The 13,423-nt window shown below is 75.4% G+C and carries 12 protein-coding genes; 4 read left to right on the top strand and 8 right to left on the bottom strand.

Annotation, left to right across the window (positions count from 1 at the left end; all coding sequences use genetic code 11):
- Window positions 1-11 precede the first annotated feature (11 nt).
- Complete coding sequence (locus tag FHX75_RS21300; RefSeq protein ID WP_154942129.1) at window positions 12-2,591, top strand: hypothetical protein; 2,580 nt, start codon at window positions 12-14, stop codon at window positions 2,589-2,591.
- Here FHX75_RS21300 and FHX75_RS21295 read toward each other — a convergent pair.
- The 5 genes from FHX75_RS21295 to fdxA are packed head-to-tail and all read right to left on the bottom strand — an operon-like array spanning window position 2,568 to window position 6,350.
- Window positions 2,568-3,215, bottom strand: coding sequence for a nucleoside/nucleotide kinase family protein (locus FHX75_RS21295; protein WP_154942128.1), 648 nt, complete (start codon window positions 3,213-3,215; stop codon window positions 2,568-2,570). The two genes, FHX75_RS21300 and FHX75_RS21295, sit on opposite strands and share 24 nt — an antisense overlap.
- The gene (locus FHX75_RS21290) at window positions 3,215-3,853 is read right to left on the bottom strand and encodes an SIMPL domain-containing protein (RefSeq protein WP_154942127.1); all 639 of its coding nucleotides are present in this window, start codon (window positions 3,851-3,853) and stop codon (window positions 3,215-3,217) included. The genes FHX75_RS21295 and FHX75_RS21290 overlap by 1 nt, the downstream gene beginning before the upstream one ends.
- Window positions 3,854-3,857: 4 nt before the next feature.
- Entirely contained in the window at window positions 3,858-4,904 is a 1,047-nt protein-coding gene (locus tag FHX75_RS21285) for a prephenate dehydrogenase (protein ID WP_154942126.1), read from the bottom strand.
- 7 nt (window positions 4,905-4,911) lie between these two features.
- Window positions 4,912-6,027 (bottom strand): succinyldiaminopimelate transaminase, encoded by a 1,116-nt coding sequence (gene dapC / locus FHX75_RS21280; protein ID WP_154942696.1) that lies wholly within the window; start codon window positions 6,025-6,027, stop codon window positions 4,912-4,914.
- Window positions 6,024-6,350 (bottom strand): ferredoxin, encoded by a 327-nt coding sequence (fdxA, locus tag FHX75_RS21275; protein WP_007464872.1) that lies wholly within the window; start codon window positions 6,348-6,350, stop codon window positions 6,024-6,026. The genes dapC and fdxA overlap by 4 nt, the downstream gene beginning before the upstream one ends.
- A 79-nt stretch (window positions 6,351-6,429) precedes the next feature.
- Here fdxA and FHX75_RS21270 point away from each other — a divergent pair, with 79 nt between their 5' ends.
- Both FHX75_RS21270 and FHX75_RS30900 read left to right on the top strand, forming a co-directional pair.
- Window positions 6,430-7,389: a GNAT family N-acetyltransferase gene (locus FHX75_RS21270; RefSeq protein ID WP_154942125.1), complete on the top strand. Its 960-nt coding sequence runs from the start codon at window positions 6,430-6,432 to the stop codon at window positions 7,387-7,389.
- Window positions 7,390-7,496: 107 nt separating this feature from the next.
- Window positions 7,497-9,002 (top strand): hypothetical protein, encoded by a 1,506-nt coding sequence (locus FHX75_RS30900; protein ID WP_170285428.1) that lies wholly within the window; start codon window positions 7,497-7,499, stop codon window positions 9,000-9,002.
- A 254-nt stretch (window positions 9,003-9,256) separates the two neighbouring features.
- Here FHX75_RS30900 and FHX75_RS21260 read toward each other — a convergent pair whose 3' ends face one another.
- The 3 genes from FHX75_RS21260 to mshB form a co-directional block, all read right to left on the bottom strand.
- Entirely contained in the window at window positions 9,257-9,721 is a 465-nt protein-coding gene (locus FHX75_RS21260) for a hypothetical protein (protein WP_154942124.1), read from the bottom strand.
- 81 nt (window positions 9,722-9,802) lie between these two features.
- Complete coding sequence (locus FHX75_RS21255; RefSeq protein ID WP_154942695.1) at window positions 9,803-10,240, bottom strand: hypothetical protein; 438 nt, start codon at window positions 10,238-10,240, stop codon at window positions 9,803-9,805.
- A gap of 17 nt (window positions 10,241-10,257) precedes the next feature.
- The gene (mshB, locus tag FHX75_RS21250) at window positions 10,258-11,181 is read right to left on the bottom strand and encodes an N-acetyl-1-D-myo-inositol-2-amino-2-deoxy-alpha-D-glucopyranoside deacetylase (protein WP_211364534.1); all 924 of its coding nucleotides are present in this window, start codon (window positions 11,179-11,181) and stop codon (window positions 10,258-10,260) included.
- A gap of 87 nt (window positions 11,182-11,268) precedes the next feature.
- On the opposite strand from mshB, the gene FHX75_RS21245 reads away from it, so the two are divergent.
- Window positions 11,269-13,410, top strand: coding sequence for a prolyl oligopeptidase family serine peptidase (locus FHX75_RS21245; RefSeq protein WP_154942122.1), 2,142 nt, complete (start codon window positions 11,269-11,271; stop codon window positions 13,408-13,410).
- Window positions 13,411-13,423 lie beyond the last annotated feature (13 nt).

The following is a 13,423-nucleotide window of genomic DNA, read 5'->3' as shown; positions in this document are numbered from 1 at the left end:
AGGGGGCACGGATGGGCGATCGGGTGCTCGAACTACGGGTGCACGGGGTGTCCAACACCCCGCCCGACCAGCTCCTCGGGCTGCGACCCGAACCCGCCGGGGTCGGCCCGCAACCCGCCCTGGTGGCCGGCGGCACGGTCACCGGCTTCTACCGGTCCACCTCCGCCGGCCCGGACGACCCGATCACGGTCGAGGCGTACAGCTGGGGGCAGCTCACCTCCGGCGCGCGGACCGTGCGGGACGTCGAGCGGGCCCTGTGGACGGTGCTGCTCCCGTTCACTCTGGCCAACGTGGCCCTGCACGCCCGCCCCGACATCCCTCCGGACCCGGGCACGGAACGCTGGGCCGGCCGCTCCGGCATCGCGGCCTGGCTGATCCGCCTCTTCTGCCTCAGCCTCACCGCCACCCTGGCGATCGCGCTGACCGGCGTCGGCGTGGACCTGATCGCCTGGCAGTGCGTGAACCCGGACTGCCTGGGGCGGGTGCCCGGCCCGTGGGAGTTCCTCGGCCGCGGCTGGTGGCGGGCGGACGCCCACGCGCTCGCCGTCGGCCTGCTGCTGCCGCTGGCCGTGCTGGCCGTGCTCGGCATGGTCGCCTGGCGCACCTACCAGTACGAGGCCGAGATGCCCGCCCAGCCGCGTGCCGCCCGCCGCCCGACCGACGCCGGACCGCAGGTCGCGCCGCCCGCCGACCCGCCGCCGGCGAACCCGTTGCAGGACCCGACCTTCTGGTGCGGCGAGGGGCAGCTGCGCCGGGCCGCCGTGCTGCACCTGTGCACCGCGGCGGCGGTCGCCGCGTCGGTGCCGATCGCGGCGGTGCTGGTGATGGACCCGCCCCGGGGCGCCCGGGCGGTGGTCGCCTGGCCCACCGTCGCCGCCCTCGCCGCGGTGGTCGGGGCAGCCGTCGTCGCGATCGGCCGGCCCTACCTGACCCGACGCCGCGGGGACACCCCGCTGGGCCGGTGGAGCATCGCCGTCGGGGCGCTCCTCGGCCTGGGACTGACCGGAACCTTCGTGCTCCTGGCACTGCCCGACGGGCCCGCCGGCCGGCCGCTGTCGCAGTTCCGGCCACCGGCCGGCTGCACCGCGGCCCCCGACACGCCGGGCTGCCTGGCCGACCGGTCGCTGCCCGGGTACGACACGGCCGTCGCCTGGCTGGCCACGTACCAGGTGCTGCTGCTGATCGCCATCGGCGCGGTCACCCGGTCGGGGCGGCGCGCGCTGCTCGCCCCGGTGCTCGGCGCCGCGCTGCTGCCGCTCGGGGTGGGCTGGATTGAGGGCGGGCTGCCCGGGGTACCCGCCGCACCGCGGGGACTGAGCATCTGGATGCTCGCCGTACCGGCGATCGCGGTCGCCGCGACCGGCCTGCTGCTGCCCCGGACCCGCGGCGACGCCGACCAGCAGCCTCCCGGCCCGCACACCGACCTGGCCTGGGGCGGTCGAGGTCCGGCCCTGATCGCCGGCGCCGGCTGGATGATGGCGATCGCCTACAGCGCCGGGCTGCTGCACTGGGTCGCCGAACGGCTCAACGACGACGCCGGGCCCGAACGGGTGATGCCGCCGCTGGCGGTGTTCTGGGCCGGGCTGGCCTTCGCCGTGGCAATGGCCGCCCTCGTCGGCACCGGGATCCGCGCCGTCCTGCTCTTCCAGCGGCTGCGCCGTCAGGAGTACGCCGCGCTGACCGGGCCGGGGACCGTCCACTCCGCCCACGACCGGCGGCGCTGCCGCGACGTCAGCGGCTACCGGGCCCTGCACCGGCTGGTCGGCGAACACGCCGTCCGGCTGGTCGGCTGCTACGCCACCGTGGCGGTGGTGCTGGCCGCCCTCTGCTGCGCGGCGGCGCTGTCCCGCAGCCGTCCCGTCCCCGGGTCCGCCGTCGGCTGGCAGGCGGTGATCCACACCGTCGCGGAGGTCGGCGACATGATGCTGGGCTGGCTGCCGGTGGTGGTCGCCGGGCTGGGGCTGCTGGTCTACCGCAACGACACCGTCCGCCGCTCGGTCGGCGTCGTCTGGGACGTCGGCACCTTCTGGCCCCGCGCCGCGCACCCGCTGGCCCCGCCGAGCTACGCCGAGCGGGCGGTGCCCGAACTCCAGACCCGGGTCGCCGGGATCCTCGCGCTGGCCGAGCACGACCCGCGCCGGATGGACGGGGTGATCCTCTCCGGGCACAGCCAGGGGACCGTCATCTGCGCCTCGATGCTGCTCCAACTGCCGGCCCGCTGGCGCCGGCGGATCTGGTTCTTCTCCTACGGCTGCCAGCTCACCCGGCTCTACGGCCGGGTCTTCCCGGCGTACTTCGGGCCGGACCGGCTCCGGGTGCTCGCCGGCACCCTCACCTGGCCCGACGGGTGCGTCGCCTGGACCAACTTCTGGCGCCCCACCGACCCGCTCGGCTGGCAGGTCACCGCCGGCGAGCGGGAGGTGCCGGTCGTCGACCCGGAGGCGCTGCACCCCAGCGGCGGGGAGGTCGCCGACCCGCCCATCCGCAACCACAGCGGATATCCGGAGGCGGTGGAGTTCCAGCGGGAACGAGCCATGGTCGCCCGGCTGCTGCGGCGCGGCGTCCCGTCACCCCGGCGGGGGGTCGGTTAGGCGTACCACCAGGTCGGCGTAGTTCGCGGTGTCGCGGACCAGGGCGGCGTTGGTCTCGTCGCTGCCGTACGCCCAGGCCGCCGCCTGCTCCGGCGTCCGCCCGTACGCCTCGTGCCGGGCGACGAGCCGGCGCAGCCGCGACTCCGCGTCCAGGTCGACGAACCACGCCTCGTGCAGCAGCGGCCGCACCTCGTCCCACGGCGGGTCGGTGAACAGCAGATAGTTGCCCTCGGTCACCACCAGTCGGACCGAGGGCGGCACCTCGATCGCCCCGGCCACCGGCTCCTCCAGGTCCCGGCGGAACAGCGGCGCGTAGACCGCGGTCGGCTCCAGCCGTCGCAGCCGGCGCAGCAGCGAGACGTACCCGTTGGCGTCGAAGGTGTCCACCGCGCCCTTGCGCGCGGCGCGGCCCAGCCGCTCCAACTCGGCCTGGGCCAGGTGGAAGCCGTCCATCGGCACCAGCCGGGCGCTCGGGCCGATCGCCGCGACGATCCGCTCGGCGAGAGTGGACTTGCCCGCCCCGGGCGCCCCGGCGATGCCGAGCAACTGCCGGGGCCCCGCCTCGGCCAGGGCACGGGCCCGGGCCACCAGGTCGTCGAGCGGGAGCAGGGTGGCCTCGGGCATCAGGGCAGCACCGGGTCGCTGACGGTGAACCGGGCCCGCACCACGGCGTGCACGGTCTGTGGCTGCGGGTCGAGTTCCAGCTCCGGCGGGGCGCCCTTCTCCATTCGGGCGAACGCCGCGCCGCCCATCGGGGCGAACCCCTCCTCCGCGTCGGCCAGCTCCAGCAGGGCGGTGACCCGGGCACCCAACGCCTCGGCGTACTCCCGGGCCCGGTGCAGCGCGTCGGCGATGGCGGCGTGCCGGGCCTCCCGGTGGGCCGGGCTGTCCGGCCGCAGCGACCACCAGGGGCCGGCCACCTCGACCTGCTCCTGGTCGGCGAGGCGGAGCATCAGTTCGGCGAGGACGGCGAAGTCGGTGACGGTGACGCTGGTGGTGACGCTGCCGTGGTAGCCGACCACCCGCTCGCCGGAACGGTTGGTCTCGGGGCGTACCCGCAGGTCGCCGGCCTCCCGGCGGTCGAGGGCGGCGGCGTGCTCGTCGAGCAGCACCCGCACGGCGGCGGCCCGCTCGGCGAGCCGGGTCAGGGTGACCTCCCGGTCCCGCTCGCGGGCCGTGGCGGTCACCTGGAAGCGGGCCAGCTCGGGCGCGACCTCCCGGTACGCCTCACCGCGCACCGCCACGACCGGTCCGTCCGTCACGCCCTCACCCTAGCGGCGGGTCCGGTGGGCCGCCCGGTTCCACGGCCAACCGGCGGGCCACGTACTCGACCTGGTCGCCGGTCGTCCGGCACCCGTCGAGGTACCCGCCGGCCGCGCCCAGCTCGAGCAGGAAGCGCAGCTCCGCGTCCCCGCCGCCGGCCAGCGGGAAGGCCCGCCGCAGCTCGACCGTCGCGCGGCCGGCCAGCGCCGCCCGGGCGTCGCGGCCCTCGCCGTGCCGGGCGGTGAGCACGGCCCGGTCGTCGTCGCGCAGCGCGGCCGCCAGTTCGTCCAGGAAGGAGGTGACCGACGTCAGCGCGGCCAGCACCTCCGCCCGGTTGGCGAGCAGCATGTTCGCCGTCCGCTCCGGTGGCGTGCCGGCGACCCGGGTGCCGTCGCGGAAGCTGCCGGCGGCGAGGCCGAGGACGGCGTCGCGCAGCGGGGAGCGCTCGGCCGCGCCGGCGAGGGCGCCGGCGAGCAGGTGCGGCACGTGCGAGGCGAGCGCGACGACCGCGTCGTGCCGGTCGGCCGCCATCGGCACCACCCGGGCGGCGAACACCTCCATCACCAGCACGGTGAGCCGGCGGAAGGCGGCCAGGCCGGGGCCGGGCGCGGGGCAGAGCACCCAGGCGGCGTCGTCGAAGAGCCCCGGCACCGCGGCGGTCAGCCCGGCCCGGTCGGTGCCCGCCATCGGGTGGCCGGGGACGAAGCGGTGGGTCAGCCCCTGCGCGGCGGCGAACGCGGCCAGCTCCGCCTTGGTGCTCCCGACGTCGGTGAGCAGGCAGTCCTCGGTGGTCGCCGTGGCCACCTCGACCAGGGTCCGCGGCAGGGTGGGCAGCGGACCGCAGAGGAAGACCACGTCCCGGTCGGCCACGGCGTCGACCAGACGCTCCGGTGCCGGTACGCCGGCCCGCCGGGCCTGCCGCCGGGTCGCCTCGTCCGGGTCCCAGCCGGCCACGTCCAGCCCGGCGGCGTGCAGCCGGAGCAGCACCGAACCGCCGATCAGTCCGGTGCCGACCACCGCCGCCCGGACCACCCCGCCGGCCCCGCCCATCGGCGCGTCAGGCCTGTGCGAGCCGCGCGGCGACCGCCGCGACGTGCGCGTCGGACTCGGTCAGCGCGGCCCGGACGTGCTGCGCCCCGCCGGGGCCGTAGAAGACGCCGGCGGCGACCAGGATGCCCCGGCGGGCCAGCCAGTGCACCGTCGCCCAGCAGTCCTCGCCCCGGGTCATCCACAGGTAGAGCCCGGCCTCGGAGTGCTCCACGGTGAAGCCCGCCCCGGTGAACGCGGCGAGCAGCGTCTCCCGCCGGGCCCGGTAGCGTTCCCGCTGCTCGTCGGCGTGCGCCTGGTCGGCGAGGGCGGCCACCATGGCGGCCTGCACCGGCGCGGGCACGATCATGCCGGCGTGCTTGCGGATCTTGAGCAGCTCGGCCACCAGCGCCGGATCACCGGCGACGAAACCGGCCCGGTAGCCGGCCAGGTTGGAGCGCTTGGAGAGCGAGTGCACCGCCAGCACCGAGTCGTACGACCCGCCGCAGACCTCGGGCGAGAGCACCGAGACCGGCTCGGCGTCGGCCGTCCAGCCCAGCGGCAGGTAGCACTCGTCGCTGGCCACCACGGCGCCCCGCTCGCGGGCCCAGTCGACCACCTTGCGCAGGTGGGCGGCGGGCAGCACCCGACCGGTCGGGTTGCCGGGCGAGTTGACCCAGACCAGGCGTACCCGGGAGGTCGGGCCGACCGCGGTCAGCGAGTCGGCGCGGACGGTGGTGGCACCGGCGAGCCGGGCCCCGTCCTCGTACGTCGGGTAGGCGATCGACGGCACCACGACCACGTCACCGGGGCCGATCCCGAGCAGGGTGGGCAGCCAGGCGACCAGTTCCTTGGAGCCGATCGTCGGCAGCACGCCGAGCCCGTCGACCCCGGCCCCGCAGGCCCGGGCCACCCAGCCGGCGATGGTGTCGCGCAGCGCCGTGGTGCCCGCGGTCAGCGGGTATCCCGGGGCGTCGGACGCGTCCGCCAGCGCCTGCCGGATCACCGGGGGCACCGGGTCGACCGGCGTGCCCATCGAGAGGTTGATCAGACCGTCCGGGTGCGCCGCGGCCACGGTGGCCGCGGCGTCCAGCGTGTCCCAGGTGAACTCGGGCAGCCGCGACGAGACCGGCGCGGGCCGGTTCAGTGGCCCTCTCCGCGCGGCGGCTGGGCGGCGACGAACGTCGCGTCCTTCTCCACCTTGCCGATCTTCGACGCGCCACCCGGCGAGCCGAGATCCTCGAAGAACTCGTAGTTGGCCCCGGTGTAGTCCTTCCACTGCTCCGGGACGTCGTCCTCGTAGAAGATGGCTTCGACCGGGCAGACCGGCTCACAGGCACCACAGTCGACGCACTCGTCGGGGTGGATGTAGAGCATCCGATTGCCCTCGTAAATGCAGTCGACCGGGCACTCCTCGATGCATGCCTTGTCGAGCACATCCACGCACGGCTCGGCGATGATGTAGGTCACCGGTCTTCTCCTCCGCAAGACGCGCCGCGATCACCCGCGACGGTAAGAGCCTAGTATCTCGCCGGGGAGGAGGTCGATCGTGCTCCGACAGCAGGACGTGGGCCACCGGATCGTGGTGCGCCGCATTGTGGGGATTCGTGAGGGCCGCCCCCTCTTCTCGGACGCTCTCGGCGAGCTGGTCGAGCTGACCGAGACTCATCTCACTCTCGCCACCACGCAGGGCCGGCTGCGGGTGCCGGTGACCGAGGTGCACCGGGCCAAGCGGGTGCCGCCGACCCGCCGGCCGACCGCCTCCGCCGTGATCGAGCTGGAGCTGGCCTCCGACGAGGCGTGGCCCGCCGCCGTCCGGGACCGGCTGGGCGACTGGCTGCTGCGGTCCGCCGCCGGCTGGTCCGGCCGGGCCAACTCCGCGCTGCCGGTGGGCGACCCGGACCGGCCGCTGCCGGCCGCGCTGGACGCGGTGGAGCGCTGGTACGCCGACCAGGGGCAACCGGCCATGGTGAACACCCCGCTCCCGCTGGCCGCGCCGGTCGGCGCGGAGCTGGACGCTCGGGGCTGGGGCAGCCGGCCACCGGTGCTGGTGCAGACCGTCGCCCTCGCCGCGCTGCCGCCGGCCGCGTCGGCCCCGGCCGGCTCACCGCCGGTCGAGCTGGCCGCCGCGCCGTCGGACGACTGGCTCGCGATCGCCGCCGGCCGCAAGGGCGGCCTCCCGGACGCCGCCCGGCACGTGCTCACCGCCGTGGACCGGGTCCGCTTCGCCCACGTGTACGCCGACGGCACGCTGGTCGCGATCGGCCGGGGCACCGTCACCGGGCGGGGACGCTGGCTCGGGCTCAGCCTGATCGAGGTGGTGCCCGAGGCCCGGCGGCGCGGGCTGGCCGGTCGGGTGGTCCGGGCCCTGGTCGACTGGGGCGTGGCGGAGGGGGCGACGCACGCCTTCCTCCAGGTGGAGCAGCGCAACACCGCCGCGGTGACGCTCTACCGGGGACTCGGCTTCACCACCCACCACACCTACCTGACCCGGGTCGCCCCGGACTGAGCCGAGAAAAGGTTCCCGCAGGTCGTTCGGGGTACCGGAGGAACTGGAGGCGGCACGACGCACGTCGTGACGCCTCCTTCGACCCCGGACCAGGAAGGACCTGCTCGATGGCCACGCGCAGCGGATCGGGACGCGCCAGCGCCTCGACGGCGACGAAGAACGTCCCCGGCAACCAGACCCCGAACACCCCGGACATCAACGAGAGCGAGATCGCGCGCCTCAAGGTCGACCAGCTCCGCGACCGACTGCGCCGACGCGGCATCACCGGCACCGCCGACATGCGCAAGAACGAACTCGTTGACGCCCTCATCAAGGCGCTCCGCGAAGGCCGGAAGACGATCCGCTCCCGCAACACCTCCGGCAGCGGCCCGGCGTCGCGCTCCGACGGCGGCTCGCGGGGCCACTCCCGCGACGGCGGCACCGCCCGCGGCCGGGGCGGGTCGGCTTCTCGTGGCGGGTCCGGGTCGCGCGGCGGCGGAACCGGTGAGCAGCCGGGCAACCAGACCCCGAACACCCCTGAGGTCAACGAGAGCGAGATCGCCCGCCTCAAGGTCGACCAACTCCGCGACCGACTGCGCCGACGCGGCATCACCGGCACCGCCGACATGCGCAAGAACGAACTCGTCGACGCCCTCATCAAGGCGCTGCGCGAGGGCCGGAAGACGATCAGCTCCGGCACGGGCCGTACGTCGCGCACGAACTCCGGCTCCCGTGGCGGCTCGGGCTCGCGCAGCACGTCCGGCTCGGCTTCGGGCGGCGGATCGGCTTCGGGTGGCGGGTCCGGGTCGCGGGGCGGCGGAACCGGTGAGCAGCCGGGCAACCAGACCCCGAACACCCCCGAGGTCAACGAGAGCGAGATCGCCCGCCTCAAGGTCGACCAACTCCGCGACCGACTGCGCCGACGCGGCATCACCGGCACCGCCGACATGCGCAAGAACGAACTCGTCGACGCCCTGATCAAAGCGCTGCGCGAGGGCCGGAAGACCACCGGCTCCGGCACCGGCCGCTCGGGCTCCGGGCACTCGGCCGGCTCGGATTCCGGGCGCTCGGGCTCCGGACGTTCGGCGAGCGGCGGCAGGTCGGCCACCCCCGATCGCTCCGGCCCGCAACAGCCTCGGTCCGAGTCGCCCGAGGTGGAGTTGGCGGAGGTGGAGCGGCGAGCGGCGGAACTGGCGGACGTGACGCCGCTGGCGGTGGAGGTCGAGGAGATCGAGCGGCGGGCGGCGGAGCTGGAGGAAGCGGTGTCCGAGTCGACGACGCCGGTGGCCGCGCTCCGCCGGGAGCTGGACTCCACCGCGACCCGGCCGGCGCTGCCGGCGTCCCCGTCGGGCAGGGGCTCGGGCACCCGTGTTCCGCAACCCCGGTCGGGTGGCGGCGACGCGGGCAGGGACGCTACCGACCGGCAGCCGGTACGGACGCACGCCGAGGACGCCGAATCGGGACCGACCGCCGACCGGGTGCTCACCGCGATGGTGCCGGCCGAGATGGAGCCGGGCGACGAGGTCATCACCCCGGAAGGCACCGTGCTCACCGCCGAAGACGGCACGGCGGTGGCCACTTCCCCGCTGCCGGGGACGAAGGGTAGGGGTCGGGCTTCCTCTCCCGCCCACTAGCCGAGCGGCACGCCCCGGGCCTGGCCCGCCACGTCCGGCGGCGCCCGGCCCGCGGCTGGCCGGAGAACGAACAGCCGCACGATCGAGGGGCGGCCGCCCCCACCTGACCGACTCCGCCGGCCGAAGGCGGATGATCCACTCCGTATCGCTGACGTGGCGGTATCGGGGCGCCGCGATACCGCCGTTCCGCCGACACGGAGTCGATCAGAGTCGGCCGCGACCGCACCCCGCCCGAGCGGGACACGTCACCCGCCTCAGCGGCGGACGACCCGGCGCGGCTTGGCGGACTTGATCTCGGCGTACCGCTTGAGCTGCTGGGAGCGGTGGTCGCGGCCGAGCGCCGTGAGCACCAGGTAGCCGACCGCCACGCCGGCCCCGGCGGCCAGCAGGTAGAGCCAGATCTGGGCGAAGAACAGCCCGGCGCCCCCGCCGAACGGGTTGTTGCCGACCAGCAGCGGCCCGACCAGCACGGTGAGCAGCAGCGCCACCAGCACCGCCGCGCCAACGTCGGCGCCCCAGGCGCCCACCGGACGGGTACGGCCCTGCACGAAGACCACCCCGGCGAGGATCAACCCGATCACCACGAACATGCCCAGCGAGACCCGGTCGGCGGCGGTGTCGTTCCCGTCGAAGCCGAGCTTGATGATCACCCGAGCCACCACGTTGACCGCGAACAGCGCCCCCGCGAGCACGCCGACCGCGCGCCACCGATTCCCCATCGCACGCCTCCCGCCGTACCGCCCGCCCCAGTGGCGAGCCTTCTGGCAGGAATGTCTACCACCACAGGCTGTGCGGCGTCATCACCCGTCGTGACGTCGTTGCGGCGGGCCGAGGATCTGCCGGAACGCCATCACCGCGAAGGTCATCGCCCCGGCGGTGATCATGCCCAGCCCCACCCAGTTGTCGCCGGCGACGAGCAGGTCGCCCTCGGTGGTACGGACCGCCGCCACGGCCATCAGCACGAACCACGGCAACGCCGGCAGCGCCACCGCCCACTTGCGGCCGACCGTGGCGTACGCGAACCAGCTCACCGCGATCGCCGCACCGATGGTGACCAGCACCGACACCCCGATCAGGTGACCGCCCACCCGGACGGTGGACAGCAGCAGCCCGAGCAGCGCCACCAGCACCCCGCCGACCACCGAGACCAGCCCGCCGGCGATCCGCAGGGCGACGTCGAGCAGCCGCGTGGACCGGCCCGGGGGCGGCGGTGTGACCTGCTCCTCGACCACCGTCATCGGCGCGGCGGGCAGGGTCACCGGAGCCCGGCCGCCGCGACCGGGGAGCGGTCGGTGCCGTCCGCGGCCAGCCCGGCGAACAGGTCGTCCTCCCAGCCGTACGGGCCCTTGCCGGGGCCCTTCTCGCCCACCGCGAGGGTGAAGTACTCCACGCCCATGAACTCGGCGCCGAAGTTGCCGGCGATCGAGTACAGCCACGAGGTGGCCGGGATCTGGGTGGCGTGCGCCCGCATCGCCGCCTCCTTGGCGGCGTGCTGGTCGGTGGCGTCGATCCGCGCGGCGATCTGCGGATCGGGCGTGCCGAAGGGCAACTCCTCGATGCTGTCGATGCCGTCGAAGGGGTTGTCGGACGCCTCGGTGAAGGCGGTCAGGCCGGCCTCCAGCACGCTGCGCGGCATGGCCGTCCAGTAGACCTTGGCCGGGGCGAAGCCCTCGGCGGCGGCCAGCTCGTGCGCCCGCATCGCCACCCGGTGGGCCTGGATGTGGTCGGGGTGCCCGTAGAAGCCGTTCGGGTCGTACGTGATCATTACCTGCGGGCGGACCTCGCGCATGATCTCCACCAGGTGCCCGGCGGCCTCGTCGAGGTCGGCCTGCCAGAAGGCCCGGGGGTGCTCGTTGGTGGCGAGCCCCATCATGCCGGAGTCGCGGTAGCGACCGGCGCCGCCGAGGAAGCGGTGGTCGGTGACGCCGAGCGCGGCACAGGCGGCCGCCAGCTCGCCGATCCGGTAGCCGCCGAGCTGGTCGGCCTCGGCGGCGGCGAGCTGCGCCAGCTCCGGCACGTGGATCTCGCCCTCCTCGCCGAGAGTGCAGGTCACCAGCGTGACGTGGGCGCCGCTGGCGGCGTACCAGGCCATCGTCGACCCGGTGCCGATGGACTCGTCGTCGGGATGCGCGTGAACCAGCAGAAGGCGTCGATCGGGCAGCGTCGTCACGTCCGTCACTCTAACCGGCGGTCCTTGTCCGCCGAGCCTGACGCGTCCGCCCAGGTCGGCCACATCACGTCGTGAGCCGCCCTACGATCTGGAGCTGTGGACTTTCCCGAGCTGGCCGCCCGCACCCGTCGGTTCAGCCACGGGGCGCCGCGCGCCGTTTCCGTGGCCGACGACGGCTCCCGGGTGGTCTTCCTCCGCTCGGGCGGTCCCGAGGACCCGGCCGAGCAACTCTGGTCGCTCGAGGTCGCCAGCGGCGAGGAGCGGCTGATCGCCGACCCGGCCGCGCTGCTCGGCGCCGACGCCGAACCGGGCGCGCTCGCCCCCGGCGAGCGGGCGCTGCGCGAACGGCTGCGGCTCAGCAGCGCCGGCATCGGCTCGTACGCCCTCGACGCCGCCGGCCGGGTGGCGGTCTTCGCGCTGGCCGGGCGGCTGTTCCGGGCCGACCTGGTGCACGGCGACGTGGTCGAGGTGGAGACCGTCGGGCCGGTGATCGACCCGCGGCCGGACCCGACCGGCGAGCGGCTGGCGTACGTCACCGACGCCGCCGAGGGGGTCCGCCGGGGCCAGCTGCGGGTGGTCGAGTCCGACGGCACCGACACCCTGCTGGCCGGCGAGGACTCCGGCGTGACCTGGGGGCTGGCCGAGCACGTCGCGGCCGAGGAGTTCGACCGGTTCCGCGGCTACTGGTGGGCGCCCGACGGCCGGTCGGTGCTGGCCGCCCGGGTGGACGAGTCCCGGCTGCCGCGCTGGCACCTGCACGACCCGGCCGACCCGACGAGCCCGCCGACCACGGTCGCGTACCCCCGCGCGGGTGGGCCGAACGCCGAGGTCAGCCTGCACCTGCTCGACCTCGACGACGGCTGGGTCGACGTGCACTGGGACCGGGAGACCTACCCCTACCTGGCGTCGGTGGGCTGGGCCGACGGCGGGCCGCTGATCACGGTGCTGCGCCGCTCGCAGCAGCACGGCCTGGTGCTGGCCGTGGACCCGCGCACCGGGGAGACCCAGGTGCACGCCGAGCTGGCCGACCCGCGCTGGGTGGAGCCGATCCCGGGCACCCCGGCGCACCTGCCGGACGGCCGGGTCCTGGTCGGCGGGGAGCTGGCCCACGACGGGTACGACGCCCGCTGCCTCTTCGCCGACGGCACCCTGCTCACCCCGCCCTCGCTCTACGTACGCCGGGTGGTGGGGCGGCTGCCCACCGGCGGCGGCCCGGCGGACCTGCTGGTCGAGGCGAGCGAGGGCGAGCCGAGCCAGCGCCACCTGTACCGGGTCCGCACGGTGATCGGCGGCGGCGTGGATGCCCGCCGGATGAGCGGCACCCCCGGCTGGCACACCGCCGCGGTCGGCGGGGACGTGCTGGTGGTGGGCACCGCCTCGCTGGACGACGCGGGGACGAGCTGGTCGGTCTGGCGCGGCGACCGGGAGGTGGCCCAGTTGCGCTCGCTGGCCGCCACCCCGCCGTACGCCCCGCGCCCGATGCTGGTCCGGGTGACCGACCGGCGGCTGCCGTCCGGCGTGCTCTACCCGAGCGACCACGTCAAGGGCACCCGACTGCCGGTGCTGCTGGACGTGTACGGCGGTCCGGGGCACCAGGAGGTGGTGGCCGCCCGGGCGGCCTGGCTGGAACGGCAGTGGTGGGCCGACTCCGGCTTCGCGGTGGTGACCGTCGACAACCGGGGCACCCCGGGGGTGGCGCCCTCGTTCGAGAAGGCGGTGCACCGCCGGCTGGCCGACGTGATCCTTGCCGACCAGGTGGACGCGCTGACCGCGCTGGCCGGCAAGCACCCGGACCTGGACCTGGACCGGGTGGCGATCCGGGGCTGGTCGTTCGGCGGCTGGCTGGCCGGGCTGGCCGTGCTGCGGCACCCGGAGCTGTTCCGCTGCGGCATCGCCGGCGCCCCGGTCACCGACTGGCACCTGTACGACACCGCCTACACCGAGCGCTACCTGGGCCTGCCGGACGACGGGATCGACGTGTACGGCCACCACTCGCTGGTGGAGCTGGCCGCCGAGCCGCTGCTCGACTCGGAGCAGGCCCGGCCGCTGCTGCTGGTGCACGGCCTGGCCGACGACAACGTGGTGGCCGCGCACACGCTGCGGTTGTCGGCGGCGCTGCTGGCCACCGGGCGCCCGCACGCGGTGCTGCCGCTGACCGGGGCCAGCCACATGGCCGCCGACGGGCTGTCCGAGCGGCTGCTCCGGCTGGAGCTGGACTTCCTGCGTACGCACCTCTGAGACGCGGAAGGCC

The sequence above is a fragment of the Micromonospora palomenae genome (assembly GCF_007829925.1).
GTDB lineage: Bacteria > Actinomycetota > Actinomycetes > Mycobacteriales > Micromonosporaceae > Micromonospora > Micromonospora purpureochromogenes.
Note: the sequence above shows the minus strand (reverse complement) of the source record. Positions and strands in the feature narration are given on the sequence as shown.

Excerpts from the sequence above, each read along its gene's own strand:
- FHX75_RS21300 (WP_154942129.1), top strand. The coding sequence starts at position 12 with ATGGGCGATCGGGTGCTCGAACTACGGGTGCACGGGGTGTCCAACACC.
- FHX75_RS21295 (WP_154942128.1), bottom strand. The coding sequence starts at position 3,215 with ATGCCCGAGGCCACCCTGCTCCCGCTCGACGACCTGGTGGCCCGGGCC.
- FHX75_RS21285 (WP_154942126.1), bottom strand. The coding sequence starts at position 4,904 with ATGGGCGGGGCCGGCGGGGTGGTCCGGGCGGCGGTGGTCGGCACCGGA.
- FHX75_RS30900 (WP_170285428.1), top strand. The coding sequence starts at position 7,497 with ATGGCCACGCGCAGCGGATCGGGACGCGCCAGCGCCTCGACGGCGACG.
- FHX75_RS21260 (WP_154942124.1), bottom strand. The coding sequence starts at position 9,721 with ATGGGGAATCGGTGGCGCGCGGTCGGCGTGCTCGCGGGGGCGCTGTTC.
- FHX75_RS21255 (WP_154942695.1), bottom strand. The coding sequence starts at position 10,240 with ATGACGGTGGTCGAGGAGCAGGTCACACCGCCGCCCCCGGGCCGGTCC.